The organism is Vibrio sp. Vb1574 (assembly GCF_033338675.1).
In genome coordinates this window covers 1-26974 of the sequence record NZ_JAWOTC010000039.1, presented here as the reverse complement: position 1 = coordinate 26974, position 26974 = coordinate 1, and the positions used below count along the sequence as shown (strand labels likewise).

At 44.2% G+C, this 26974-nt stretch carries 23 protein-coding genes; 13 read left to right on the top strand and 10 right to left on the bottom strand.

Annotated elements, in window-relative coordinates; genetic code table 11:
* Window positions 1-2 precede the first annotated feature (2 nt).
* The 5 genes from R7O12_RS18970 (at window position 3) to R7O12_RS18950 (ending at window position 5458) form a co-directional block, all read left to right on the top strand.
* Complete coding sequence (locus R7O12_RS18970) at window positions 3-1598, top strand: bifunctional aspartate transaminase/aspartate 4-decarboxylase (RefSeq protein ID WP_318126261.1); 1596 nt, start codon at window positions 3-5, stop codon at window positions 1596-1598.
* Between the two features lie 125 nt (window positions 1599-1723).
* On the top strand, window positions 1724-2581 hold the full coding sequence (gene pdxY / locus R7O12_RS18965; RefSeq protein WP_005377109.1) for a pyridoxal kinase PdxY: 858 nt from the start codon (window positions 1724-1726) through the stop codon (window positions 2579-2581).
* A 210-nt stretch (window positions 2582-2791) separates the two neighbouring features.
* Complete coding sequence (locus R7O12_RS18960; protein WP_158156557.1) at window positions 2792-3961, top strand: patatin-like phospholipase family protein; 1170 nt, start codon at window positions 2792-2794, stop codon at window positions 3959-3961.
* 17 nt (window positions 3962-3978) lie between these two features.
* Window positions 3979-4407: a hypothetical protein gene (locus tag R7O12_RS18955; RefSeq protein WP_238951957.1), complete on the top strand. Its 429-nt coding sequence runs from the start codon at window positions 3979-3981 to the stop codon at window positions 4405-4407.
* 142 nt (window positions 4408-4549) lie between these two features.
* A complete protein-coding gene (locus tag R7O12_RS18950; protein ID WP_017821360.1) occupies window positions 4550-5458 on the top strand; it encodes a LysR family transcriptional regulator in 909 nt (302 codons plus the stop codon).
* A 286-nt stretch (window positions 5459-5744) separates the two neighbouring features.
* Here R7O12_RS18950 and R7O12_RS18945 read toward each other — a convergent pair whose 3' ends face one another.
* The 5 genes from R7O12_RS18945 to R7O12_RS18925 all read right to left on the bottom strand — a co-directional run bounded on the left by R7O12_RS18945 (window position 5745) and on the right by R7O12_RS18925 (window position 10839).
* Window positions 5745-6896, bottom strand: coding sequence for an ABC transporter permease (locus tag R7O12_RS18945; protein ID WP_318126260.1), 1152 nt, complete (start codon window positions 6894-6896; stop codon window positions 5745-5747).
* Window positions 6893-8059 (bottom strand): ABC transporter permease, encoded by a 1167-nt coding sequence (locus R7O12_RS18940; protein ID WP_104975369.1) that lies wholly within the window; start codon window positions 8057-8059, stop codon window positions 6893-6895. The genes R7O12_RS18945 and R7O12_RS18940 overlap by 4 nt, the downstream gene beginning before the upstream one ends.
* Before the next feature lie 22 nt (window positions 8060-8081).
* Window positions 8082-9062 carry an HlyD family secretion protein gene (locus R7O12_RS18935; RefSeq protein ID WP_054867010.1) on the bottom strand — a complete coding sequence of 327 codons (981 nt, stop codon included), beginning with the start codon at window positions 9060-9062 and terminating at the stop codon, window positions 8082-8084.
* 3 nt (window positions 9063-9065) lie between these two features.
* Window positions 9066-10481: a TolC family protein gene (locus tag R7O12_RS18930; protein WP_053306992.1), complete on the bottom strand. Its 1416-nt coding sequence runs from the start codon at window positions 10479-10481 to the stop codon at window positions 9066-9068.
* Window positions 10482-10611: 130 nt separating this feature from the next.
* A complete protein-coding gene (locus tag R7O12_RS18925) occupies window positions 10612-10839 on the bottom strand; it encodes a hypothetical protein (RefSeq protein WP_005377125.1) in 228 nt (75 codons plus the stop codon).
* A 476-nt stretch (window positions 10840-11315) separates the two neighbouring features.
* On the opposite strand from R7O12_RS18925, the gene R7O12_RS18920 reads away from it, so the two are divergent.
* Window positions 11316-12935 carry a sensor histidine kinase gene (locus R7O12_RS18920; RefSeq protein WP_238969910.1) on the top strand — a complete coding sequence of 540 codons (1620 nt, stop codon included), beginning with the start codon at window positions 11316-11318 and terminating at the stop codon, window positions 12933-12935.
* On the top strand, window positions 12932-13618 hold the full coding sequence (locus R7O12_RS18915) for a response regulator (protein WP_167415241.1): 687 nt from the start codon (window positions 12932-12934) through the stop codon (window positions 13616-13618). The genes R7O12_RS18920 and R7O12_RS18915 overlap by 4 nt, the downstream gene beginning before the upstream one ends.
* Window positions 13619-13709: 91 nt before the next feature.
* Here R7O12_RS18915 and R7O12_RS18910 read toward each other — a convergent pair whose 3' ends face one another.
* Together R7O12_RS18910 and R7O12_RS18905 are read right to left on the bottom strand one after the other, a co-directional pair.
* A complete protein-coding gene (locus R7O12_RS18910) occupies window positions 13710-15845 on the bottom strand; it encodes a TonB-dependent siderophore receptor (RefSeq protein ID WP_318104848.1) in 2136 nt (711 codons plus the stop codon).
* A 99-nt stretch (window positions 15846-15944) separates the two neighbouring features.
* Window positions 15945-16910 (bottom strand): helix-turn-helix domain-containing protein, encoded by a 966-nt coding sequence (locus R7O12_RS18905; RefSeq protein WP_005387160.1) that lies wholly within the window; start codon window positions 16908-16910, stop codon window positions 15945-15947.
* A 537-nt stretch (window positions 16911-17447) separates the two neighbouring features.
* Between R7O12_RS18905 and zwf the strand changes: the two genes are divergently transcribed.
* The 4 genes from zwf to R7O12_RS18885 all read left to right on the top strand — a co-directional run bounded on the left by zwf (window position 17448) and on the right by R7O12_RS18885 (window position 21904).
* Window positions 17448-18950: a glucose-6-phosphate dehydrogenase gene (gene zwf, locus R7O12_RS18900; RefSeq protein ID WP_318126258.1), complete on the top strand. Its 1503-nt coding sequence runs from the start codon at window positions 17448-17450 to the stop codon at window positions 18948-18950.
* The gene (pgl, locus tag R7O12_RS18895; RefSeq protein WP_017634562.1) at window positions 18947-19663 is read left to right on the top strand and encodes a 6-phosphogluconolactonase; all 717 of its coding nucleotides are present in this window, start codon (window positions 18947-18949) and stop codon (window positions 19661-19663) included. Before zwf ends, pgl begins: the two co-directional genes overlap by 4 nt.
* A 38-nt stretch (window positions 19664-19701) precedes the next feature.
* On the top strand, window positions 19702-21150 hold the full coding sequence (gene gnd, locus R7O12_RS18890; RefSeq protein WP_005442184.1) for a decarboxylating NADP(+)-dependent phosphogluconate dehydrogenase: 1449 nt from the start codon (window positions 19702-19704) through the stop codon (window positions 21148-21150).
* A gap of 226 nt (window positions 21151-21376) precedes the next feature.
* Entirely contained in the window at window positions 21377-21904 is a 528-nt protein-coding gene (locus R7O12_RS18885; protein WP_047102710.1) for a hypothetical protein, read from the top strand.
* A gap of 10 nt (window positions 21905-21914) precedes the next feature.
* On the opposite strand, the gene R7O12_RS18880 is transcribed toward R7O12_RS18885, so the two are convergent.
* Window positions 21915-22118: a hypothetical protein gene (locus R7O12_RS18880; RefSeq protein ID WP_005377162.1), complete on the bottom strand. Its 204-nt coding sequence runs from the start codon at window positions 22116-22118 to the stop codon at window positions 21915-21917.
* Between the two features lie 578 nt (window positions 22119-22696).
* On the opposite strand from R7O12_RS18880, the gene R7O12_RS18875 reads away from it, so the two are divergent.
* Window positions 22697-22834, top strand: a complete 138-nt coding sequence (locus tag R7O12_RS18875) for a hypothetical protein (protein WP_005377165.1) — start codon at window positions 22697-22699, stop codon at window positions 22832-22834.
* A 61-nt stretch (window positions 22835-22895) separates the two neighbouring features.
* Here the strand turns inward: R7O12_RS18875 and R7O12_RS18870 are convergent, their stop codons facing one another.
* Window positions 22896-24662 carry a sigma-54-dependent Fis family transcriptional regulator gene (locus tag R7O12_RS18870; RefSeq protein WP_318126255.1) on the bottom strand — a complete coding sequence of 589 codons (1767 nt, stop codon included), beginning with the start codon at window positions 24660-24662 and terminating at the stop codon, window positions 22896-22898.
* A gap of 239 nt (window positions 24663-24901) precedes the next feature.
* Here R7O12_RS18870 and R7O12_RS18865 point away from each other — a divergent pair, with 239 nt between their 5' ends.
* Complete coding sequence (locus R7O12_RS18865) at window positions 24902-26422, top strand: aldehyde dehydrogenase family protein (protein ID WP_318126254.1); 1521 nt, start codon at window positions 24902-24904, stop codon at window positions 26420-26422.
* 126 nt (window positions 26423-26548) lie between these two features.
* Here R7O12_RS18865 and exsE2 read toward each other — a convergent pair whose 3' ends face one another.
* Window positions 26549-26854: a T3SS regulon translocated regulator ExsE2 gene (gene exsE2, locus R7O12_RS18860; protein ID WP_005377171.1), complete on the bottom strand. Its 306-nt coding sequence runs from the start codon at window positions 26852-26854 to the stop codon at window positions 26549-26551.
* Between the last annotated feature and the right edge of the window lie 120 nt (window positions 26855-26974).

The following is a 26974-nucleotide window of genomic DNA, read 5'->3' as shown; positions in this document are numbered from 1 at the left end:
TTATGACTACGCAAAATACAACAATTGATTTTTCAAAATTTGCAGATTTAAGCCCATTTGAATTAAAAGATAAACTTATTGAAGTGGCACAAACTGTTCCTGACCGCGATTTATTAGATGCAGGTCGTGGTAATCCTAATTTTCTTGCGACACTACCGCGTAAAGCGTTCATTCGTTTGGGTGAGTTCGCAATATTGGAAGCCGAGCGCACTTATTCATACCTAGATGGTGGTTTCGGTGGCATTCCAGATGGTGTGGGCATTGTTGAACGCTTTGACACGTTTGCAAGCGACAATAAGAAAGACCAAGGTGTGCAGTTCTTAGAAAAGTCGCTGAGCTACGCAAAAGACCGTTTGGGTCTAGAGAAGCAAGCTTTCTTGAATGAACTGGTTAATGCATACCTTGCATGTAACTACCCAGTGCCACCACGTATGTTGACGAACATCGAAACCGTTGTGAAGCAGTACATCGCAGAAGAGATGTACGGCCCAATGCCAATGACAACAGACTTCGATCTGTTTGCAACGGAAGGCGGCACAGCGTCTATGACGTACACGTTCCAAACTATGTTCAACAACGGTCTGTTGAAGAAAGGTGACAAGGTCGCGCTAATCACTCCAATCTTTACGCCGTACCTAGAAATTCCAGAACTGAGTGAATACGAACTGGAAATCGTTGAACTACGTTTGGATGAGACAACATGGCAGCTGCCGATGTCTGAAATCGAAAAGCTTGCAGATACAGGCATCAAACTGCTTTGTGTCGTGAACCCAGCAAACCCAGCGTCTGTGAAGTTCTCGGATGAAACTCTGGATAACCTATCAAACTTCGTGAACAACGAACGTAGCGACCTATTCATTGTGACTGACGATGTATACGGCACTTTTGCGGACGACTTTGTCTCACTGTTTGCGAAACTACCATACAACACGCTTTGTGTGTACTCGTTCTCTAAGTACTTCGGTGCAACAGGCTGGCGTCTAGGCTCGATTGCAATTCAACACAACAACGTGTTTGACGATGCAATGCGTAGCCTTCCTGAAGCGCGTCAACTTGAGTTGGACGATCGTTACAAAACGCTGACTCCGGAACCGCGTGAGATCAAGTTTATTGACCGTATCGTTGCAGATAGCCGCAGCGTAGCACTTAACCACACAGCAGGTTTGTCGCTTCCTCAACAAGTTCAAATGGCGCTGTTCTCATTGAATTGTCTGATGGACTCAGAGAAAAACTACAAAGAAGCATGTAAACGCATCATCCGCGAGCGTTACAAAACTCTGTACAAAAACATGGGTGTAGAAATTGAAGAAAACAAAGATCGTGTGGACTACTACACACTGCTTGAGCTCGACACTCTGGGCGGCAAATTGTACGGACCAGCATTCGTTGAATGGTTCAAAGCGAGCGAGAAAGGCAAAGACTTCCTGTTCCGCCTTGCACATGAAACCGGCGTTATCCTACTTCCAGGCCAAGGCTTCGATGTAGTGCATGCATCAGTTCGAGTTTCGCTAGCAAACCTTACTCACCACGAATACGAGCTTATCGGTCGTGCAACACGCAAAGTGTTGGATGAGTACTTTGCTGAGTTCAAAGGCTAATGAATCCAACCTGATTAAGAATAAGCCTCGGCGTTGTCGAGGCTATTCCGACCAAATAAGCACAGTGCGCAATATTGTGTTTATTTAGTCGCCAAGCTAACAAACTTCTCAATTAAGAGTGACTTATGAAAAGCATTATTTCTATTCAATCTCATGTGGTTTATGGCCACGCAGGAAACAGTTCTGCCGTCTTCCCGATGCAGAGAATGGGCCTCGAAGTCTGGCCAATTCACACGGTTCAGTTTTCAAATCACACTCAGTACCAGCAAGGTTGGACTGGACAGAAGTTTGGGGCAGATGAAATTCATTCTCTAATGAGAGGCTTAGATAACATTGAGAAGTTAGGCGAATGTGGCGCGATACTGTCCGGTTATCAAGGCAGCGCAGAGCAATGTCGAGCGGTGGCCGAAGCGGTAAGTTTAGTCAAATCGCGTAACCACAGTGCACTTTATGTGTGTGACCCAGTTATGGGTGATCCAGACAAAGGTTGCATTGTGGCAGACGGTGTCAAAGAAGCGATAAGCCATAGCTTGTTGCCCATCGCTGATGTGATTGTTCCTAACCAGTTTGAACTGAGCGAGTTAACAGGTGTGAAAATTGACTCTCTTTATGATGCGGTCACTGCATGTAAAAAAGCCTTAGAGTTAGGACCGAAAATGGTATTGGTGAAACATCTGCATGCTCTAACAGATGACGCCTTCAGTATGATTTTAGCGACGCCGAAAGCAAGCTATTTGGCCCAACGCCCTAGTGTTGAATTTGCTATGCAGCCAGTCGGTGTCGGTGATTTAATTTCTGCGATTTTTACCTCTTGTTTGGTGAAGAAGATGTCTCCTGTCGCAGCCTTTCGTCATACACATAACGCCGTTTACGGTGTATTGGAGATCACCAAAGGCTATGGCACATGGGAGCTACAGACGATCAATGCCCAATACGAATTTGTCGAACCGACGCATGAGTTCAACGTCGTGAAAATTGCTTAGCGCAGTACCTAATTAACGGAGAAGCGTAAAGTTAGCATATAGAAACTTGGCATAATTGCTTTGATGGATAGCATCCTACAATCGCGATTATAGGGTTTAGCCGTGCCTAGCTATAGTAGCTCCACACAACGAAACGGACTTCATTTTGACCCAATTAACTTCAAACTGAGTCTCTGGTCATACGCCAGAGAACATTAAATGAGACTGATTATGAATCGTTTAATTTCCTCTGGTGTGACGGTTGTACTTTCGCTGCTGATAGTAGCTTGTAGTTCACCCCATACGCTGGATGTTCGTGTTTCTCAAAGCAACTATAAAGATGTCGAGATCGCGAGTTCGACACCAAATGAGCCACTTCGAATGTGGGCCAATGAAGCTCCGGATTTTCTCTACTCGTCGCACAATCAAACCACACCGATCAAAGTAGAGGGTGAACAGCTCAATATTTTGGCCTTATCGGGTGGTGGCGTAAACGGCGCATACGGTGCCGGCGTTTTGATGGGGCTGCAGGAAAAGGGGGAGCTAAAAGATTATGCCATCATTACTGGAGTCAGTGCGGGTGCCCTAATCGCTCCTTTTGTTTTCATTGGCGGTGATGCGATGCCAAAGATGAAAGAAGTCATGCTCAACATCAATGATAAGAATATTTTGGGTAAGAAGAACTTCTTAAATACCCTGTTTAAGGACGCGTTTACCGATGGTGAGAATCTCTATGATTTCATCGCAGACGCTTACCCTGAGCCCATGATCGAGGCGATGGCGCAGCAACACCGCAATGGTAAACGCCTCTTTATTGGCAGTACCCATTTTGATTCAGGCGAACTGGTGATTTGGAATATTGGTGCGATTGCGAACAGTGATTTGGCGGACAAATCTGAACTGATTTACAAGGTGCTTGCTGCGAGCGCATCGATCCCTGGTGTTTTCCCTCCACAATTTATCGATGTTGAACATGATGGAGAAACTCTTGAGGAGTTACACGTAGATGGTGGTCTCGCAGCGCAGGTGTTCTTTAATCCGTCTAACTTCAACTATCAACAAATCTCAGATGCTTTGGGGTTAGAAAAAGCGCCTCAGTTGGATGTGATTCGCAATGGTGCGTTAAAAGCGCCGTATCGTCCACTAAAAGACAAAGGTTTGGACTTGGTATCGAAAAGTGTCTCAAGCCTTACGCTAGCGCAAACTCGTGGTGATCTCTATCGAATGAAATACATCAGTGAAATCAACGATATCGAGATGCAGTTTACCTACATTGATCAAGATTTCAGATACGCCAAAGTAACGAAAGATATGTTCGATCACCGCTACTTGCTGACGATTTACGAATATGGATTCAAAAAAGCCACCCAAGGGCAACTTTGGGTAACTGAACTCCCTTAATACAGGAAAACGATACAATGAAAAAAGCCGTTCTTACACTCATGATGCTTACCGCTTCCGCGACTGCATTCGCCCAAAGTGGAGCCCATCTTGACCAGCAAAAAGTGGATAGTGATATGCAGCAACTGTCTGCAATCAAAGAAGAAGGTGCAGCCTTTATCATGATTGACGAGAACTCGAGTTACGTGGCGGTCGAGTTCGTGGGAAAGTGGGAAGAGATCAACAACTATGTGTCACACAAAGAAGCGAAACAACGTAAATTGGAAAAAGTGAACAAGCAGTTCGTGTACGCTCAGGTCGGTGAAACGTTGGAGTCACTTGAGCAAAAAGTCGTTGACCACATTTACGCTGATCAACCTAAGTATTTTAGTGTGGATGTTTACCGCGATTATCATGGTGACTCGGGTGAATTTAACTATTTGGCTCGCGTCGTTGAGTACAACTAAGTTAGAGAAAACCTACTGAAGCTAGTAGGTTTTTTTGTGTCGTCGAGAAGGAATTCAAACGCAGATTGTTTCCGTTACCAAGTAGCAATTCTACGATCTTGTGGTAATTTAATTAGATAACTCTAAAAAGTAAGCACAACCTATGAATTTTAGTTTTGAACAACTTCTCGCGTTCGTAACCGTTTATGAACAGCTTTCGTTTAGTAAGGCGGCGGTCAAACTCAATAAGCACCGAACCACAATAGGGCAGGTGATTACCAATCTTGAAGACCAACTGGCGGTCAACCTGTTTGAGCGAGTGGGGCGCTCGGTAGAACCGACAGAAGATGGTCATCTTCTTTACCACTATGCTAAGCAAACCATCGAACAAGCACGTACTTTCGATAAAGTCGCATTAAGTCTAGCTTACGGTGGGTTAGAGAATGTTAGTATCGCCTATTCAAGCGCTATACCACACCGTTTTCTTGTATTGCTTCGTATTCAATTAGCAGCAGATTTTCCGATGATGCGAGTTAACTTTCTTGTTCGTAATCGCAACGAAATTAAAGAGGGTTTACAGAATGGTGAGTATCAATTCGGTATTGTCAATGTACATGATAGTCGAGCAATACATAGTTTGGATGCGACGTTTTTAGGTCATTTTGAATTTGTTCCTTTCGTCCAGAAAGGTGGTGAACTCGCTTCTGTGGCACCAGATCGAGTATTGACAGCCTTGAGGAATAGTAAACAATTTGTACTGCGGTCTCTTATTGAAGAGGGAATGGGCGAAAAAGTCATCGTAAGTTCGAACCATGAAGAGGTCGACCAATTGGCCCTTGTAGTGAAAATGGTTGAAGCAGGTTTAGGATGGGCGATTCTCCCCAGAACGTTTGCCCATTCGGAGTTTTCTAATAATCATATAGAGCCAGTGGAAGCTTCTGAATTATTGGAAGGTTTTAAGTTTGGTTTTGGCCTATGGTGCCAACCCTCTAAGCAAGTCGGTGATGTAAAAAATTCAATCATGAAGGTCGTTACAGAATACCGAGAGAAAATAATCCGCGATATGACTTAGCGGCGACATGTATCTTGCTCATCCCTATCAACAACAAGACTCAATGTGAGTCTTGTTTTTTTGTGTCTGAAAAACGTTATCTTTCTAGCGAAGACTAATGTCTATTGGAAGGATATGACCCTCTATATGAGAGTATGGAATCCATACTTTTTGGCTTAATCTAATCTCGCTCAATGGGTAAGCCCAGAGCAAAAAGTGTTTTTACCATATGTCCGCTGCAAGGACGCAGATTTTCAGCCGGGTTTAGTTACCCGGCTTTTTTTATAGTAATAGAAAATGTCAGCTATCACCCCAAGCTCTCTGTTACAACTGGCTTGTTACTTCGCTTAGCAATCCAGTACGCAACGCTACCCCAAAGCACAGTGAGTGCCCAAAGTGCTGTCCAATGTGGAGCGACTTGTTGCCAGGTTGCCCCCATTTGGTTTAGTGCTAAGAAAGCTTTGATCGCCCAAGTGCTTGGGCTTAAATCAGCAATCCATAGTAAGGGAGTAGGTATGGCTTCAATCGGCCAAATAAAACCAGCCAAGAAAATAAGCGGCATAGAGCTCACTAAGACGACTAAGGTGACAAGTTCACGCCGAGGTAATAAGTAGCCTAGCCAGAAGCCTAGTCCGCAACAACCTAAAAAGAAGGGGAACAACATAGCCAGCAATTCGCCCGCATTGGCGATATGGTTTACGTTTAAGCGTTCGAAGCTAAAACCAAAATAATAGGCGCCGAGTAAATAATAAATTGCCACAAATACTAACGTTCTCACAAGCAGCAGCGATCCCTTTGATACTTGTGACCAATAGCCACGACCATGACGCTGTGTTCCCGTTTGTAATCCAACCGCCATGATCAACGTTTGTTGTAAAATCAGAACAAATACTGCCGGCACTACGTATTCGATGTAACCCATGGTTGGGTTGAACGTCGGTTTCATATTAAGCTTAATAGCAGAGTAATTATGGTTAGCCATACTCATGGGCACACCATCTATCACCATTTTACTGACTTTCACTTGGGCCCCTAATGTGCCTCCCGCTTGGGCCAATCCTTCTACCACGGTTCCGTACACGAGAAAATACGAGGCGTCCGCAGCGTAGGCTAGAGTCGGGCTTTTACCTAGCATTAGGTCTTTGTAAAAGTGTTCCGGTATGACTAAAAAACCGGTGATCTCTCGTTGTAAAAATGCTTGCTTTGCATCGGCAATCGTATGAAGTCGAGTGACTACGTTGACTTGCGGAGTGGCATCAACCATACGTTCCAGCTTTAAACTCGTCTGACTACCATCTAGATTAACAATCGCGATTGGTTGTTCACGAGGCGTTTGTTGTGCATAAGGCAAAGGGTATAAAAACGAGTAAAATACGACACCACCAAACACGGTCAACGTAACGACTGGATTGGTTAGAACGGCCTTAAGTTCCGCTTTAATCAGTTGCCACAATGTCATACCGCCTCCTTCGCCTGGCGTGTTGATGAAGCTGTTCGATGTTTACCCATCAAGGCTGCGGTAATGAGCAGGGGCACAACGTAACCAATCATAGGCCATAGCGAGCTTAAAGATTGTGCGGCCGATGCTCCATAGCTTGCTTGACTCACTTGTACTTCAATGTAATGGGTAATCGGCAATAATGAACGCCATGCATAAGCGAGCGTGTTCATGTCAGAAACTGGGAATGTAATTCCCATGAACGCGAAACTTGGAGCCGTAAACGCGCCAGCAAAACTCATCGCACGTGCAGGATCCATCGACAAGAAGAAGAACAACGCTCCCATAATGATACAGGCGATAACCGTCGCCAATTGTGCTAGTAGCATAACCACAAAACTGCCTTCCATTGGCCAATCAAGCACGGAATAAAACCAGTACAAGAACAACGCACCTTGCGCCATAAAGACCGGAATGTACTGACTTAATAGGGTAGTGAGCCTGGCGTATGGCTTTTCGCCCAAAAATGCAAAGCCATTCTTTCCACCATAAATGCGAAAGTGCGCGGCAAGAATCAAAATAGTGCTTACTACAATACATATTTGCCAAATGGCTGGCACGATAGCCGTTACCAAAAATTGTGCGTAGTTATTGTTACGGTTAAATAATGCGGTTATTTGTGTCGACACTGGTACAGCCTGTCCAGCCGCTGCTAACGTTGTGGTGTTACCCTTAGCCAAGTTTCCCATTACTTCAACCTGAGCGTCGAAATAGCCTTGTGCTTGCGCAACGGCAGAGTTGATCAGTTTCGCTACCAAAATGTACTGACTGTTGTAAAAGACAGAAAGTTGAGGTTGGCGGTGCTGGAGAATATCTTGGTCGAACTTAGATGGGATGACCGCGTAAGCATAGATATCGCCTTCAATCATCGCATTTTTTGCTTCGCTTGCACTGGTGTAGTGATAGTTAACAGCCAGGCTCGACGACGCATCCAAAGATTGAATGAGCTTTCGAGAAAGTTGGGAATGTTGTAGATCAACCACACCGATTGGCAGATCCCGGGCAATGCCCGCAGAGAACACTCCCCAAATCATCATCGCGAGCAAAATCGGTATCCAAGTAAGGCACGAAAGCAACCACTTGTCTCGTCGTAAGATATGCCGCTGTGAAATCTTAATCGTCATAGCATTAACCTAGTGGTTGTGATTAAAGTTCAACGACAACACTCATTCCCATACGCAGTTCAGGTTCGGGTTGAGCTGGACGAGCTTCTACTTCAAAGGTACGAAGATCAAAACCTTGAGAAGCATCGGTTGCTCTCCACGTTGCAAAGTCACCCATAACGGCAACATGCGTTACTTTGAACTCAACATTTTTATTTAAGGCAGGCAAATAGGCATCAAAGGTTGCTCCTTTTTTAAAGTGTTGAAGGTAATCTTCACGCACATTCAGTGTCGCCCAGGCATCTTCTGTATCTATCACAGTAACTACTGGGAAGCCCTGAGGTGCTAATTCACCACTTTGAAGCAGAACTTGAGAGACTTCGCCGTCGAACCAGCTGTAGATCTGAGTATCTTTCGCATACGCTTCTACTTCGGCTACGGCACCTGATGCCATGCGCGCTTTTTCCGCCGCAGCCACTTTGGTTTCACTTCTAGCGCCTTCTTTTGCCATTTCATACATTTGAAACGCAGCACTTTCTGTGTATTTCGCTGCTTGCCATTGAGTTAAAGCTTCATCGCGTTTTTGTTCTGCAACCACGCCATCGTTATAAAGGTTATTCACACGATTGTAGGTTTTTTCCATTAAATTCGCAGCGGCTTTGGCTTTCATCCACTGATCTTTTGCTGCTTGGATTTGTTGCTCACGTGCGCCTTTCTCAGCTTCTTGAGCTAAGGCGTCCGCCGCTTTTTCACCTGCTTTTGCTTGTTCTAACTTCGCTTCAATTTCAGGACTATGAAGGGTAAAAATAAGCTGACCTTTCTCTACATCGTCGCCTTTACGGACCATGACCTCGTCAATACGGCCTGGAACTTTTGAGGAAATGCTGTACTGCTGGGCTTCAATCAATCCTTGTAAGCGGATCGGTTCTGGTTGATAGGCTTGGTAAAATTGGTAGCCAACCCAAGAGACAACACCCAAAGCACAAAGTGAGAGTAAAACGGGTTTTAGTGATTTAGCTGCCATGATTTATTTCACCTCTTTGGATGTTGAAGCAGGGATATAAGCGGTATTTTGATATTGTTCGAAGCTGTTCATTTCACTGCTCAATGCGAGTAGCTTGGTTAAAGATATTAAATAGCGGAAACGCGCCGCTGAACGTTGTGTTTCTATACTCGCGACATAAAGTTGTGCATCCACAACATCCAGAGAAGACGACAGACCCTGAGTAAATGCTTTTTCACGCAAGCGCAGATTTTCGTTAGCGAGTTCAATGCTAGATGCGAGCCCTTGTACTTCATCAATGGCTTGCTGAGCCTCCAAGTATGTCTTTTGGACTAACAGCGATAAGTCTTGTTTGGCTTGGGACTTTAATGAATCGACCTGCGAGACGACGCTTTGAGCGGCTTTGACTTTTTCGCTTCGCCCTGATGATTCAATCAGTGGAATGCTGACACCAACACCAACTAACCAGTCAGGCTTCATTTGGCTTGCGAGAGAATCGTCTTCATACAAGCTGTAGTCGCCGTAAAGATAAACTTCAGGGTAGTATTTCCCTTTTTCTGCTTTGATTAAGCTAGAGGCTTGTTTGTGTTTAGCGCTCAGAAGTTCTAACCCCGGATAGGTAAGCAGCGTTTGATCGACAAAAGCGCTAAGAGGGGGAAGACTGTCGTTGATAAACAAAGATTCAGCGGGCTCTACGGCATCATCTTGCGCGAGTAATTTACCTAATGCAGCCTGAGCGATACTCAAATCGCTGGCTGCTTTACGTGTTTCTACAGATGCTTTATCTAAAGAAGCCTCGGCTTGCAGGCGCTCAACGTGCGCGATTTGTCCTTGCTCTTCAAGCTTAATGGCAAAATCTCGATGCTTTTTTAGCCCAGCTTCAACCGCTTGCCGCGTTGCGAGTACTTCCTTTGCCAGTACGACAGAAAAGTAGTACTTCGATAAATCTTCAAAACGCGCTTGTTGTTCCATTAAAAGCTGACTTTTCGCCTCATCCGTTTTGCCTTCTGCTGCTGATTGAGCCGCAGAAATTCTACCACCAGTAAAAATTGGCCAAATGGCACGAATAGACGAAGAGAAAATATCGCGCTCGGTTATGGTCGAAGTGGTATTAGCTAAGGCACCAAAAATAGGCTGAAAAGCAGGAGGTACGTTAATGTGTGCTCCTGTGCTGTCTAGAATCTGTTTTCCCGAAAGCGTGATATCGGTATCTAAACGCGTGTAATTCGCGCCAATGGTAACTTGAGGTAAGTTGAGATTGCTGGTGGCACTCTCTTGGTATTGGTAGTTCTCGACGTTTGAGCGTTGAGCTTTAAGAGAATAGTTGTTTTCTAGCAATAGCTGCCATGCGGTATCAAAAGTGATCGGTGCCGCATGACAGGCAAGGGAAATCGAGCTGCTAAGTAAGCCCAGTATCCAAAACTTTCCTGTTTTTTTCATAATGGCTGCTTTGTCGTAGAGTATTAGCTCTAATATAAAGGATTCGTAACTGCGTGTTAAGTAGGAGGGAAAATTGGGCAGTAGTATGCGCCCAGTTATATTTGTGCTGGGCGCGGGAGATGTTACAAATTTATTTCGTATATGGACAGTGAAACTCCGCTCTCCACTCGAGCTGACGAGAACCTCGCATCGTATTCAATAGATCTTTTCCACTCATTTGAGGGAACGATAACAGGACTTTGAGATCAGAAGTACCGCCTCCGTTTTTTTCATAAGCCCTGACGTGTGTAAATGTTGAATACATATTCTCTGACAGCATCGCCTTATTCAGGCATATTCCAAAGGTATCGCGTTCCATGTTTGGTGTTCCTTCTAACTATAAATGCACCTCTGTTTATAGTTTTCCAGTTTTCAGATGGTGTCTAAGTGTTTGTCATGTAGTCAGTATTTGTGTTTTGTTTTATTTTTGTCCAAACCACTGACATCAATGTTGAGCTTTTAATAGACTTCCAGCTTCACTGCTTTCAAACCGAAACTCTCATTGGTTTCGTTGATTAAAAATTATACGTTGTAAAGTCTAAAAACGCCTCAAAAACCGCTAAAATCGATGTGATCGCGATCATGATTTTAAGGGCAATTTATGTATGGAATTGAGTATCAGAGAGGAATGCTAAATTTGGTGAATGGTTGTAATTTTATGTTTCAGCTCGTCGATTAATTAACCGTAAACTCTGCGGTTTGTTTGCCTTCCTCACAGATTTATCACCGCGACAACGTCATGCTGTTAACTGAGTGTTAACGTTACGCTCAAGAGTGAATCACAAGGATGTATCAATGAGTTGGAAAACCATCAGCTTTCGTAAGCGGATGCTCATTATCATGACGCTATCGGGGTTGATAGAGCTGTTATTGCTTGTCGCCGCGGGGTTCACTTATCTCAAAATCAATCAAGAGCAAGAAATGGGAGAAAAAGCACTGGGTGTTGCCCGTTTTTTAGCGGACTCAGCGGTTGTTCGTGAAATGATCGAAACCCAAAACCCCCAGCCATACCAACTTCGCTTTAGAGAATTAACCGAAGCCATAGGTGCTGCATTCATCGTTATTGGCGACCATAAGGGAGTACGCTTAATCCACCCTGTTGATGAGCGGTTGGGCAAGCCAATGAGAGGTGGCGACAATCGTCGAGCGCTAGAACAGGGGTTGTCTTATGTTTCGACGGCACAGGGCTCGTTAGGTTATTCAGTTCGTGGTAAAGCTGCGATTTTTGACGAGCAAGGGAACATCATTGGTGTGGTTTCGGTTGGCTATTTGCTCGACCGACTGCAAGACCGCATCGAACCATTTTTGGCCTTTTTGATTTTAATGGTCATCGTAGTTGTCGTCGCTAATGCCATTGTATCCAATTATGCGTCGAGAAAGTTTCAGCGCGCCATTTTAGGCTTTGAGCCTGAAGAAATAGGGCGGTTGTACGGCGAATTAGAAGTGACGATGAGCACCATCAAAGAGGGCGTGTTAAGCATTGATGCCCAAGGGATACTTCGCTCGATAAATCGTAGTGCCTGCCAGATTCTCGGTATTGATAGAGAATCAGCGCTCAATAAACCTTTGACTGACACGCTGCGTGATAGCGATCTATATACAGTATTAGAAAGCGGGCAGGAAGATCATGATATTGAAATATTCCTTAATCATAAGCGCCTGATTGCAAATCGCTCTCCAATTTATGTTGATGGAAAAATCGTGGGGGCGGTATCGAGTTTCCGTTTAAGGGATGAAATTAATGATCTAACCGAGCAGCTATCACAAACCAAGGAATATGCAGATTTGTTACGTTCGCAAACCCATGAGCATCGAAATAAGCTCAACACCATTAGTGGGCTAGTACAAATGGGTGAGCTTGATGCGGTGCAAAAGTTAATTGGACAAGAAACCGCACACTATCAAGCAATGATTGAGTTTTTAAGAGATACCGTTAAGGACCCGCTAATTGCAGGCATGTTGCTTGGAAAAACTGAACGTGCTCGCGAGTTAGGCTTACAACTGGTGGTTGAGGAAGGCAGTCGTCTGGAGCCCCTACCTGAGTGGCTAAATTCGGAAGACCTTGTCACAATTTTGGGTAATTTGATTGATAACGCTTTCGATGCCACGTTAACTTCAATTCGCGATGAATCAAATGTTGCGTCAGAACGCAGAAACATTGATGTGTCCGTTAGCGATTACGGAAATGAAGTGATACTTGAGGTGATAGATCATGGCTGTGGCCTCCCAAAAACAGTGGATCCACAAACATTATTTACAAAAGGCATTTCGACGAAATCTCGTCAAAATCGAGGTGTTGGGTTACACCTTGTCAATCAGCTTGCTACTCGATATCACGGCCATGTTGAGATGATACCCAATACAAATTATGGGACAAGAATAACGGTGTACTTACCCAAGGAAGAACAAATATGAGTATGGCGACTCGCGTAATGATCATTGAAGATGATCTGGCTATTGCTGAGCTGCACCACAAATACTTAAGCCAACTGACAGGTTTGGAAGTGGTTGGAATTGCGACCACGAGAATGGAAGCAGAAATGCAACTCGACATTCTTAAGCCAGATTTACTATTGATGGATGTCTATCTTCCCGATGGCACAGGGCTTGAGATACTAAATACACTGCGTGCAAGTAACCAAACGTGTGATGTCATTTTGATTACAGCCGCAAGGGATGTCGATACGTTACAACAGGCGATGAGGGGTGGCGTTGTCGATTACCTGTTAAAACCAGTGATGTTTCCACGTTTAGATGCCGCACTGAAAAAGTATGTGTCCCAACGCCAACAACTAGACATCGTAGAGAGTTTGGATCAGAACCTCGTTGATAAAATGCTGCAGTCTCACGCCAATCAAGACAACTTGCCGAACCGATTACCAAAAGGGATTGATGGTGTAACCCTAGACAAGATCAGAGAGTTGTTCCCAAATGGCAGTGTGCTGACCGCTGATGAGGCAGGTGAAAAAATCGGAGTGAGCCGAACAACCGCTAGACGTTATCTTGAGTTTCTTATCAGTACTGGTGAACTAGAGGCTGATTTAAACTATGGGTCGGTAGGTAGGCCAGAAAGGTGCTATAAAAAAGTGACACGGTAGCGTTTATATTGATGCTCTATGCAAAATAAAAAGCGATGGCTTGTTTTAGAAACCATCGCTTTACAAATTACTGCTGTTCCGTTCTAAGAGGCTAGAAGTTGTATTCTAACATCGCTTCGATAGAGCGCTCAGCGCCAAACCAACAGTTATTTTTGTCGTAACAAGAATAGTATTCTTTATCGAATAGATTGCTTGCAGAAAGCGTGACGCTAGCCCCTTTCATTGATTCAGATACCGTTGAGAAATCGTAACTTGCTGCTAAATCAAACAAGGTGTAGTCCGGTACTTTTTGACTATTCTGTGCATCAATTTGTGCTTCCCCGACATAGCGAACGCCAGCACTGGTACGAAGGCCTGAAAGATTTCCTTCAAAGAAGTAATTTGCCCATAGAGAAGCCGTTTGCTCAGGTACCCAAACCGGCGTTTTACCTTCTTGGTTGTAATAACTGTCCTCGGTAATCTCCATATCGGTATATGTATAGCCTAGAGTGAAATCAGCTTGTGCTGTAACTTGCCATTTTGCCTCAAGTTCAATACCTTGTGATACCACTTCGCCCGCTTGATAGTTCGGTGCATAAGGATTATTCGGATCGGTCAAGATCGCGTTTTTCTTCGTAATATGGAAGAGTGCTAAGTTACCTGAGATATCACCAGATAATGGGGCGTATTTAAAGCCTAACTCCCATTGATGACCGGTTGATGGCTCAAATGCTTTACCAGAAGAGTCGGCACCCGCAATTGGCTCAAAACTTTCCGAGTAAGTAAGGTATGGCGAGAGACCAAAGTCTAGCTCATACAAACCACCGACTCGGAAAGATACGTTGGTATCGTCTAACTCTTCCTTGCTCTTGGATACTGTTCCTAGATAATCGCTAACGGCGTCTGTATTTGAATCGTATTTATCCCAACGAAGACCTGCAATCATTACAAGTTGGTCGTAACGAACTTGATCTTGGAAATAAACGCCAATCTGCTTCGTTTTGATATCTAAGTTTTGTTTGTATTGGAAATTCAGTGCATTACGATCAATGCTGTTGTGGTCAGGATTAAAAATGTCCTGAGTTAGCGAATACCCAAGCGTGTCTTTGTATTTTACATCTGAATCTAAATACTGATAATCAAGCCCGAACAATAAGTTATGTTCAAAATTTCCTGTTTTAACGTAGCCAGATAGTTGGTTGTCAATCACAAAGGATTTGGACTTTTCATCGGTTAAATAGGCATTTCGACCAACGGTACGGTTATCCGCTTCAAGTGCACCGTTATATGTGTTTTCCTGATAGGCATCGGCGGTCATGTAGCGGGCATTCTGTAGAAATTGCCAATTGTTGTTAAAGTCGTGTTGGACTTTGTAACCCATCATCAGAACTTCGCGTTCGTAAGTGTTCCAGTCCTCATCCCCTAAATAAGTGCTTGGTGACATCGAGCCAAGTGGGTTTTTAATCACTGAGCCAGATGCAGGCACAGTCGTGTAGATACCTGCTGATGGATCATTTTGATAGTAAACATTCACGTTCACTAATGTGCTTTCTGTCGCTTGCCAATTGAAAGATGGGGCGAGTACATAACGTTCATCTTCAGACGTATCGGCTTGACCATCTCGCTGTTTTGCCAGGCCGACGATACGGTAATCCACATTAGAATCACCAATTTGTCCTGTGGTGTCGAACGTCAGTTCTTTTAGGTTGTTAGTCCCAGTACTAATCGAGACAGAGTGTGAGGGTGTTGACTGAGGCGCCTTGGCGATAATGTTGACCATACCTCCTGGTGGAATATTGCCGTAAAGAACAGACGTTGGCCCTTTAAAAACCTCGATTTGCTCAAGAGCAACGGAATCGACCTGCGGTTGAAGGTTCCAACCGTTGTACAGCAAAGGAAGACCATCATAAAAGTTGGTGTAGTTAATAAAACCACGAATATTGAATAGGTCAAGTCGGGAAACGGCACCACCACGCAATTCTGTATTTACGCCAGGCGCATAACGCAATGCTTCGCTCACCGAGTTTACGCCGCGTAGGTCCATGTCATCTTTAGTGATTACCGTGATCGCTTGCGGTGTTTCCTCCGGTTCTAAAACGGTTTTAGTTGCGGTGTTTCGGTATGTTTCTCCTAGCACCGTAATCGTTTCGTGTTGGGATACGCTCTCAGTCGCATTGGCGTGGCCAGCGAGCAATGCGGATACGACGATAGCAACCGCTGAACGATGAAATCGAATCGGACTTTCCATATTTATAAATTCCACTACTTTTTCTATTTATTGATAATGATTGTTATTTGTATTCTATATTCAAAGAAATAGGAAAAGTTAACAATTTGGTGCAAAACACTAATCTTTGGAACTTATTCTTCTGTTCTTAGGTTTTAAAGATAGCGAGTCGTTTGGCTCGACAGGAATCCAATACTGCATTTGTGCTTGTTCGCTATCAACATCATAACCTTCTGGATAAAGCTCTAACTCATAACCATCGATAGCATGATAATTAGAGTAGGGTAGCCAATGTAAAATAAACCATTCCAGCGTTGAGGCGAGCTCTGATGCTTTGCCTATGTGTGTAATGACGGCGTAGGTTTGCTCAGGAACAGCCAAGAGGTCTAACCCCGAGTTGGAAGAGTTCGTTGATCTTGGTGCGTTTGCTGTTGGACTGCACTCATAACCTGCCCAATACTCAAGTTGTTGGTTGTTTGAATACGCTTGCGTCACATCAATCACGCCAAAGTAACTACTTTCCGAATTGTTAAGGTTTTCAGATGAATAAAGACGTGACCAAAGTGACGGTACTTTGGATTGGAAATCGGGCGTAGCGGAAAACAATCCGTGAATAGGTTCATGATAACCAGCAAGTTCAAAAGCCGGTTTTGTTTCTATTCGAACTTCAATAAAGCGCTGATGTTTTTTCTCTTCTTCTGGTGTCTTACGCAGCGTCAAAGGTTGCCTCAACCCGGAGAGTTGTTGCGTTTTTCGATATTCGCGGGGGCTTTTTGAAAACATATTCCTGAACGCTCGGCTAAATGCGTGTTCAGATGTAAATCCCATTTCTATCGCTATATCTAACGAGCGGTCAGAAGTATGGATTAAGCGCTCAGCCGCAAGGCTAAGTTTAAGCTCTCTGATGTAGTGAGCGACGGATACGCCAGTGTGTTGTTGAAATACGCGTTGCAGTTGCCAGCGCGACCAACAACTTGCTTTTGATATTTCATCTACGCTCAGAGTGCTGTCTAAGTTGGTGTGAATGTAGTCAAGCACCGATTGTATTCGGTTAATGGGATGTGGGTTAATGGCGCTTGATTTCATGGCGTTCTACTTTCACATTAATAGTGATTTCATTATCTTTAATTGAGTATCATTATCAATAGGATGATGAAATAAAAAGTAAGTAACACAGATCACGATAAAACTGTAATGGATTGCAAGTATGAGTGATTTTTACCCATATTAGAGTTTTTGCTTAAATTTTGGAGCGTTCAGATGAAACTTTTTTTATCAATAAAATACAATCGCTTATGACGTTTTGTGCAACTTATTTAAACGTTTGCACTGGCAAGTGTTGATGTAAATCAAATAGTCGTAGACAATATTGCCCCGTGTCGGACTCTCCTCCAGCGAGTACAGTGTGTACTTTTGAGACATAAGTGACTTAAATGACCTCAATACGTCGTGTTTCCAAGAATCGGAAATGCAACTTCTTAAGGTTCTTTGGGCCCATAGACTTTACCTATCAACGTAATAGGTAAGACCAATTTTCTATTTTGAGGTGCCATTGATAGGGTTGGCTCATTCTCTAGCCGTATCCGGGCACACAATAAGTACCTCGTTTTTAAGGGAAAGATGATGGTAATACCAGAAAACAGCAGCATCGTTATTTTTGGTGCTTCAGGTGACCTTACGTACCGTAAGCTCATTCCTGCTTTATACCACCTCTACGCGAACAAGCAGCTTCCAGAGAATTTTGCCATTCTGGGTGTAAGTCGCACTGAATACAGTGATGAGTCTTACCGCGCGAAGCTGAAAAAATCGCTTCAGGAAATGGAAAAGACTGAGCCAGAAACGCTTGATGCATTTATTAACCATCTGCACTACCAAGCAATTAATACTTCTGACACACAAAATTACGGTAAGCTATCTTCTCGCTTAGACCAACTTGCGGACGAATATCAATTCGAGCAACGCAATACGCTTTTTTACTTAGCAACCCCACCAAGTTTATACAGTGTGATCCCTGCAAGTCTTGCAGCACATGGTCTTAACAGTGAAGAGGATGGTTGGAAACGCCTGATCATTGAGAAACCATTCGGCTATGATCTTGAATCGGCGCGTATTCTGGACAAAGAAATTCACGAGCACTTCCAAGAGCATCAAATCTACCGAATTGACCATTACTTAGGTAAAGAAACGGTACAAAACCTACTTGTGCTTCGTTTCTCTAATGCGATGTTTGAGCCGCTTTGGAACCGTAACTTCATTGATTACGTTGAAATCACAGGCGCAGAATTCCTTGGCGTAGAGGAGCGTGGTGGTTACTACGACAACTCTGGCGCTGTGCGCGACATGTTCCAAAACCACTTGCTACAAGTATTAGCAATGGTAGGTATGGAACCACCAGCGCAAATCAATGCAGACTCGATGCGTGATGAAGTGGTAAAAGTGCTTCAATGCTTAAAGCCATTAGACGAAAACGCTCTGCGCAACGACCTAGTATTAGGCCAATACACGGCGTCTGAAGTTCGTGGGCAAAGCCTACGCGGCTACCGTGAAGAGCCGGGAGTTGCAGACGATTCTCGTACAGAGACTTACATCGGTTTGAAAGCGTACATCAACAACTGGCGTTGGAATGGCGTGCCATTTTACGTGCGTACTGGTAAGCGTCTTCCAACACGCGTTACTGAGGTGGTTATCCACTTTAAACAAACACCGCATCCTGTGTTTGGTCAAAACGCACCAGAAAACAAGCTGATCATTCGTATTCAACCAGACGAAGGCATTCAAATGAGCTTTGGCTTGAAAGAGCCAGGCGCAGGCTTTGAAGCGAAGGAAGTGAAAATGAACTTCCATTACGCTGACTTGCAAGAAACGCAAATGCTAACGGCATACGAGCGCCTTCTACTTGATGCTTTGAATGGTGATGCTACGCTATTTGCACGTAGTGATGCGGTGGAAGCGTGCTGGCAATACGTACAGCCAATCTTAGATTTTAAGCAAGATCCACAATCCCTCTTCGGGTACGCATGCGGCACTTGGGGACCTAAAGAGTCAGATGACTTGTTACAGCGTGATGGCCGCGCTTGGCGTTTCCCATGTAAAAACTTAACAGATACGGATTACTGTGAACTATGATCAACCATAAGATCTACCAAACAGCAGAACAGGTAGTTGAAAGCCTAGCTAACGATATGAAAGCGTTTAGCGAAATGGGCAGACCTGTTCACATCTCTCTTTCTGGCGGCAGCACTCCTAAAATGCTGTTTAAACTACTGGCTTCAGAGGCTTACGCAACCTCCATTCAATGGGAAAACCTCCACTTTTGGTGGGGTGACGAACGTTGTGTTGCCCCTGACGATGCAGAAAGCAACTACGGTGAAGCGAACACGTTGTTGTTTAGCCAAGTAAATATTCCTGCAGAAAACATTCACCGCATCCGTGGCGAAGATGAGCCTAAAGCAGAAGCAGAGCGCTTTGCAAAAGAGATGGCAGAGGTGATCCCGAGTGAAAACGGCACACCTGTGTTTGACTGGATCTTATTAGGCGTTGGTGCAGATGGTCATACAGCTTCTCTGTTCCCTGGCCAAACGAATTATGATGATGCGAACCTATCTCTTGTGGCGTCGCATCCTGAATCGGGCCAACTTCGTGTGTCGAAAACCGCACGCGTATTAGAAGCAGCGAAACGCATTAGTTACTTAGTGCTTGGTGCAGGAAAAGCGGACATTGTTGAAGAAATTAACAGTTCACCAGCACACGCACTGCCATACCCAGCGGCTAAGATTCAAGCGAAATCGGGCCTAACGGAATGGTATTTAGATTTAGACGCGGCAGCAAAAATTGCTTAAGACGCTGCTCGTCGATGAAATAAAATTGGAGAGAAACAATGAAAGGTGATATCGGTGTAATTGGCCTAGCAGTAATGGGTCAAAACCTTATCCTAAACATGAACGATCACGGCTTTAAAGTGGTTGCTCACAACCGTACTGCTGCTAAAGTAGACGAGTTCCTGGAAGGTCCAGCAAAAGGCACGAACATCATCGGTGCATACTCTCTAGAAGAACTAGTAGAGAAGCTAGAAACGCCGCGTAAAGTAATGTTGATGGTTCGTGCAGGTGACGTTGTTGACACGTTCATTGACAACCTAATTCCGCTTCTAGACGAAGGCGACATCATCATCGACGGTGGTAACACTAACTACCCAGATACAAACCGTCGCGTAGCACATTGCCGTGAGAAAGGCATTCACTTCATCGGTACTGGCGTATCTGGTGGTGAAGAAGGTGCACGTTTTGGTCCTTCAATCATGCCTGGCGGCGCTGCTGAAGCTTGGGAAGCGGTTAAGCCAATCTTCCAAGGTATCTCTGCAAAAACTGACGCTGGCGAGCCATGTTGTGACTGGGTTGGTAACGACGGTGCTGGTCACTTCGTTAAGATGGTACACAACGGCATCGAATACGGCGACATGCAGCTTATCACTGAAGCTTACCAGTTCATGAAAGACGGTCTTGGTATGTCTGCAGACGAGATGCAAGCAGTATTCGCCGATTGGAATAAGACTGAGCTAGACAGCTACCTTGTTGAAATCACTGCTGACATCCTTGGCTACAAAGATGAAGACGGTGAGCCTCTAGTTGAGAAGATCCTAGACACAGCAGGCCAAAAAGGTACTGGTAAATGGACTGGTATCAACGCACTAGACCTAGGCATTCCACTAACGCTTATCTCTGAGTCTGTATTCTCTCGTTGTCTATCTGCACTGAAAGACCAACGTGTTGAAGCTGAGTCTCTATTCGGTAAGACAATCACACCAGTTGAAGGCGACAAGCAAGAGTGGGTTGATGCACTACGTCAAGCACTACTAGCTTCTAAGATCATCTCTTACGCTCAAGGCTTCATGCTAATGCGCGAAGCGTCTAACGAGAACGGTTGGGACCTAAACTACGGTAACGTAGCACTAATGTGGCGTGGTGGTTGTATCATCCGTTCTGCATTCCTAGGCAACATCCGTGATGCGTACGAAGCGAACCCAGACATCGCGTTCTTAGGTTCTGATGAGTACTTCAAAAACATCCTACAAGGCAGCCTAGCAGCATGGCGTAAAGTAGCAGCGAAATCTCTAGAATCTGGCATCCCAATGCCATGTACGATTTCTGCGCTATCTTTCCTAGACGGTTACACAACAGCTCGTCTACCAGCGAACCTGCTTCAAGCTCAACGTGACTACTTCGGTGCTCACACTTATGAGCGTATTGACCGTCCACGTGGTGAATTCTTCCACACTAACTGGACTGGTACAGGCGGCGACACAGCGTCTACAACTTACGACGTGTAATCGTTTTAAGTAAACCGACTAAATATAAAGATATAAAGGGATGCCCAAGTGGCATCCTTTTTTGTGTCTGTAAGATATTGGTAGATTTAAAAGTTACATTAAACGTTGATTCGTCACGCACTTCTCAGAAATGGGGGAGCATGCATTTGCTAGTAGTTTAATATTTCTCTTCGAAGACTGAAGCTAAGCAGCTCTCTGTCGTCTCCTCAACTATAAGGTAATAGAAATGACACAACAGAAGCATCCATTTCACACAGCTTTCGTGTTGCTTATGTTCATATTACTGATTACTTACTCTATCTATCGCCTTTATCATCATTTCGTTTTCGAATCTCTACCGCTTCAACTCAGTAGTGGTTTTCAAGTGGTCTACATTGATGCGTCATATGTTTTAAGTATCGCAAGCTTACTCTTGTGCCCTACATTATTGGTCTATATTTTATTTGATCGAATGACTCAGTTAGTCAAAGTGCCGATTAAAGTGATAACTATAACAGTTGTCTTGTCCCTTATCGTTGCTATTCCAGGTCAAGTTTTTGAATTTGGGCGATTGAAATATATTGCAGAAAATAATGGTTACTCAGCGTGTCCACCTTTCACAATTGCATCAAGCGGAATGTTTGTAGAAGCTATGGTAAAAGAAGAAAAATACTGTATAGAACCAGAAATTAATCGTATTGGTATGTATGGTTATTTTCACGAACTCGAACGGATTGATAACTATATCAAGTCACACGGAAATGACATCCAATAGAAAAGAGCGCCTAGGCGCTCTTTTCAGTGGTCGTTTTCTTGTTTTGATAAAACCTGTCTTTTAGGTAGAGAATTGCACTGACCACAAGAGCCACTAAAGAAACAGTAAATAGGGCGTACATGCTGAGAATCCATGCGAATGTGGCCGTCAAGAATGCGATGAAGGAAAACATCCTGCTGAAAGACATCACATGGCCAAGTTTGTTACTTTTCATAAACGCCTCCCGAAGCTAAGTGGGGATAGACAATTGTGGTCATATGCCACACTTTTAATTGTCTGCTCTTTTGGGGCGTTTCACACAAAAAAGTGGCTAAAGATTTCTCAAAAAAGGTGAAATATTGAACTGGTAGACAAATCGTTAAACTGAGTTGCACAGATATGACTTCGGTTGTCTATCACTTCAAAGTTTTTAACTACGCAGATTAAGGGCATGTAGCGTTATTATTATCGTATTCGAACTCTACGATACACAATTGCAAGTGAACCTACACTCGTAAGCTCATCCCTGTCGTCAGTTACAGTAAAAGCTTTTTTCTCTTTTTAACAATACCTTAGTAATTATGGGCAATTAAATCCGTTTTTCGATCGAAACTCAGATTGCACAAAAGGTGAAAAAGAGTGCTAGGTAAGCCTTTAAACTACGCCTATAATTAACGCCCACATGGAGGATGTTTATTATATGAACATCCTTTATTTTTTGAAACTAGCAACAAGGATCCAGTAAAACATGTTTTTCTGGTTTTGTTTACGTCGACCAAGAAGGTAATTAACACAGCAAATTGAGGCTCTAAGATGACTCTTAACAAGTACTTTGTTTTCATTCCAGCAGAATTGGAACAGGAAATGCACAAGGACAATCAAGTGATCTCTGAGAAGGAAACTCAACGTCAGGCATTAGTAAAACAGGCACAACAACAAGGCGGCCTGTAAGCTAGGTTTCAAAGAGAAAGAGCACCGCAACGGTGCTCTTTTTGTATCTGAGGTCGTAGAATTAACTTAATATGCCAAGGCTTTTCAACTTTCTGTAAATGGTATTTCGGCTCACACCAAGCATACGAGACGTTTTGCTAATGTTCCCCTGGTTGGCTTGATATGTTTTGAGCAACTTATCTTCGACGGTTGCACGCAGTTCTGAAGTTGGTTCAGCGGATGCTGCTCCTTCTTGAGCTTGGCTGAGTTTCTTACTTAGGTGGGCTGGGACGTGTGTGAGTTCCAATATTTCTTCACCTTGCGCCATTAAGGCGGATACTTTGATTAAACTATCGAGTTCACGCAAATTTCCTGGCCATGAGTAAGACAGCATCAGAGAAAGTAGGTGAGGGCAAAGCTGTTGTTCAGATTCGGCGTGACGCCGATGAATGTTCTCAATCAGTTGTCGTTTATCTTCACGCTCCTCAAAGCGAGGTAGCTCAATGATCAAGCCATTAAGGCGATAATACAAATCTTGGCGGAACAATCCTTCGCTGACCAAATGTTCCAGATCTTTATGCGTGGCTGCAATGATTTGTGTATCGACTTGAATACTTTGGTTTGAACCCACGGGAAGCACGGTTTTATCTTGCAATACATGGAGCAACCGGCTTTGAGCTTCCAAGGGTAAATCTGCGATTTCATCCAGAAACAAAATCCCTTTGTGTGCTTGGCGAATTTTTCCCTGATAGCCTTTGCTGTTTGCGCCAGTAAAGGCACCGGCTACGTAGCCAAATAATTCAGATTCAACCAGATCTTTTGGTAGCGCTCCGCAGTTAACGGAAACCAACGGTCCCGTTTTTCTCTGGCTGTTTTTATGAAGCGCTTTCACAAACTCGTTTTTGCCAACACCAGTCTCTCCGAGAATCAACAAACTGATGTCTTTATCGATGACGCGATTGGCTTGCTGCCAACAGTGCTCAACAGCGGAGTCGCCATAATGAAGATCATTGGACGCCGCTACAGCACGAGACTTGACCTTGCTATCTTTATCGGTAAGCGGTTTTGTTTTGAAAACGAAAGGGTGCTCATTTCCCCGAGTGGATAGAATGTCGTCTAAGGATTGCCCAATGATACTTTTTTGCGCAAAAAGTTGAGAGGCTACTTGATTGTGAGCCAAAACTTGTCCGCCTTCATTTGCAATGATAATTCCTTGCCAACCACTATTCAGTAAACCTTTTTCGCACGCTAAATCCACACGAATATGCCCTTGTGGAATCAAGTTAAGTAGTTGATTCTCCACTTGCTGGGCCATGTTTTGTACTAGTACTTGCGTTGAGAAGTCATGTCTCTTTTGCTCGCTTGTAATATCTAATACGCCAATGAGGTTACCAAGATGATCGAAAATAGGATTAGCCGAACAGCTAATAAAACGATGGTGTTGGATAAAGTGCTGATCACCAATAACAGAAACGGGCTTTGCTTCAACCAAGGCTGTACCAATGGCGTTGGTGCCTTTGACCTTTTCTTGCCAGCATGCTCCAGAGCTTAGCGAGATTTCCGTCAACTTCTCACGAAATCTAGGCTGTCCCCAACTGCCGATGATGACACCATCTGAGTCCGTCAAAATTAAGCGACTGTCGCTATGAGCAAATAGCTGATTAAACAAAGGGAGCGCAAATTGAGTGACTGCCTCTAGCAAGAAATTGAGTTGGTGACGCCTATCTTGGAGCGTTGCTGGCGTTACTCGAATATCTTCAGGGCGTCGACGCTGTTTTAAACCCGCTTGTTCACTTCTGACCCATGAAGTTGAAAGCCAGTTGTTATCGCTAATGTGTTGAAGTTCCATGACTGTACCATTTTGTCACAGTGAGGGTGTGCCATTTTGGAACACTTGAACATTGGTGTTCACACCATACATCCGCTCAAACATCGCTCACTTGGTTTGTTATCGCTTGGTAATCATAGTTTTACATTTAATTAACAACAAGTGTGGCGTAGTTGGCGTGTGACTTGCGTAATGCTCTTTGTGAACAGTGCGATACGACACTGCAATAACACATTGAACGAGAAACAAAAGGAAGAGTTATGAGCTATGCACAGCCAGGTAGTGAAAATGCCATTGTTAACTTTAAATCGCATTACGATAACTTTATCGGTGGGGAATGGGTAAAACCAACGGGTGGTGAGTACTTTGACAATATCTCACCAATCAACGGACAAGCGTATTGTAAAGTTGCTCGCTCTGGCGAGGAAGATATTAATTTAGCACTGGATGCCGCGCACAACATCAGAGCAAAATGGGCCAAAACCAGCGTGACAGAACGTTCGAACATCTTGCTGAAAATTGCTGACCGTATTGAGCAGCATCTAGAAGAGCTTGCAGTTGCAGAAACTTGGGAAAACGGCAAACCAGTTCGCGAAACCTTGGCGGCAGATTTACCTTTAGTAGTGGATCACTTCCGTTACTTCGCTGGCTGTATTCGCGCACAAGAAGGCAGTGCGGCAGAACTGGATGAGCACACCGCAAGCTACCACTTCCCAGAACCGATTGGTGTGGTTGGTCAAATTATTCCGTGGAACTTCCCAATGTTGATGGCGGCTTGGAAACTAGCACCGGCACTAGCGGCGGGTTGCTGTGTGGTATTGAAGCCAGCAGAGCAAACCCCAACATCCATTCTGGTTCTGATGGAAAAAATCGGTGACCTTCTTCCTCCTGGTGTCATCAACGTTGTAAACGGATATGGTTCTGAAGCGGGTCAAGCATTAGCAACCAGCAACCGCATTGCGAAACTCGCTTTTACCGGGTCTACGCAAGTTGGCAACCACATTCTGAAATGTGCAGCAGACAACTTGATCCCATCGACAGTTGAGTTAGGTGGTAAATCTCCAAACATCTACTTCTCAGATATCTTCGATTACGAAGATGAGTATCTTGACAAGTGTATCGAAGGTACGTTACTTGGTTTCTTCAACCAAGGTGAAGTTTGTACTTGTCCATCTCGCGTACTGGTTCATGAAGCGATTTATGACAAGTTTGTAGAGAAACTGACGGAACGTGCACAGCTGATTAAACAAGGTAATCCGCTCGATACCGATACTCAAGTTGGTGCTCAGGCTTCTCAAGAACAGTTTGATAAGATTTTAAGTTACCTGGAGATCGGCCGTGAAGAAGGCGCAAAAGTGGTCTTTGGTGGTGGAGTGTCAGAACAGCCAGAGTCTATCAACCAGGGGTACTACATTCAGCCAACCATGTTGGAAGGCCACAACAAGATGCGAATCTTCCAAGAAGAAATCTTTGGCCCAGTGATTGCTATCACCAAATTCAAAGATGAGGCTGAAGCGTTGGAAATCGCAAACGACACCGAATATGGCTTAGGTGCAGGTGTTTGGACACGTGATGCGAACGTCGCATATCGTATGGGCCGTAATATTGAAGCTGGTCGAATCTGGATTAACTGTTACCACGCTTACCCTGCACACGCAGCGTTCGGTGGTTACAAAAAATCGGGTATCGGGCGCGAAACGCACAAGATGATGCTGGATCACTACCAGAACACGAAGAACTTGCTGATTAGCTACAGCATCGACCCGTTAGGCTTCTTCTAGTGAAACTAAGTAATTAATAAAGAAAAAGCAGTATGAATCAAAACCCCGAATCTTCGGGGTTTTTTATTAGCGTGAGCTTGTCGGCTGAAGGGTAACTTAGGTGTTTAACCTGCTTATATTGTGATATCAGGAACGTTGAATTATCGCCACTTTTCGTTCCATAAGCTTTTCTACGGCGGCGTTTTGCTTGTCAATATTGAGTTGCGGATCAAAGTCCAAAACGCGATTGCAAGATTCGAGACTGGCAAATTGATTTAAACATTCACCAAGCTCTCTTTTAGAGCTTGTTCGCGTCATGCTGCTTTCTGATGAGGAGAGTAGGGTGACTTTACGGCCATGAAACGTTCCTTGCGGCACTGCATCACTTTGCTGCGCTTGTTGAACGTCATGAACCGATGAATTGGTGTATGTGGATTGGATGTCATTGGACATAAAGACACCTAAACTCTCAAGTCTAAAGTTTGTGGCATCGGTGGGGCTTTGTTGCGTAATTCGATGGAACTAAATCAGGAAGTTACGATCTGATCGGTTACATCAGTTAATCATCGTAGC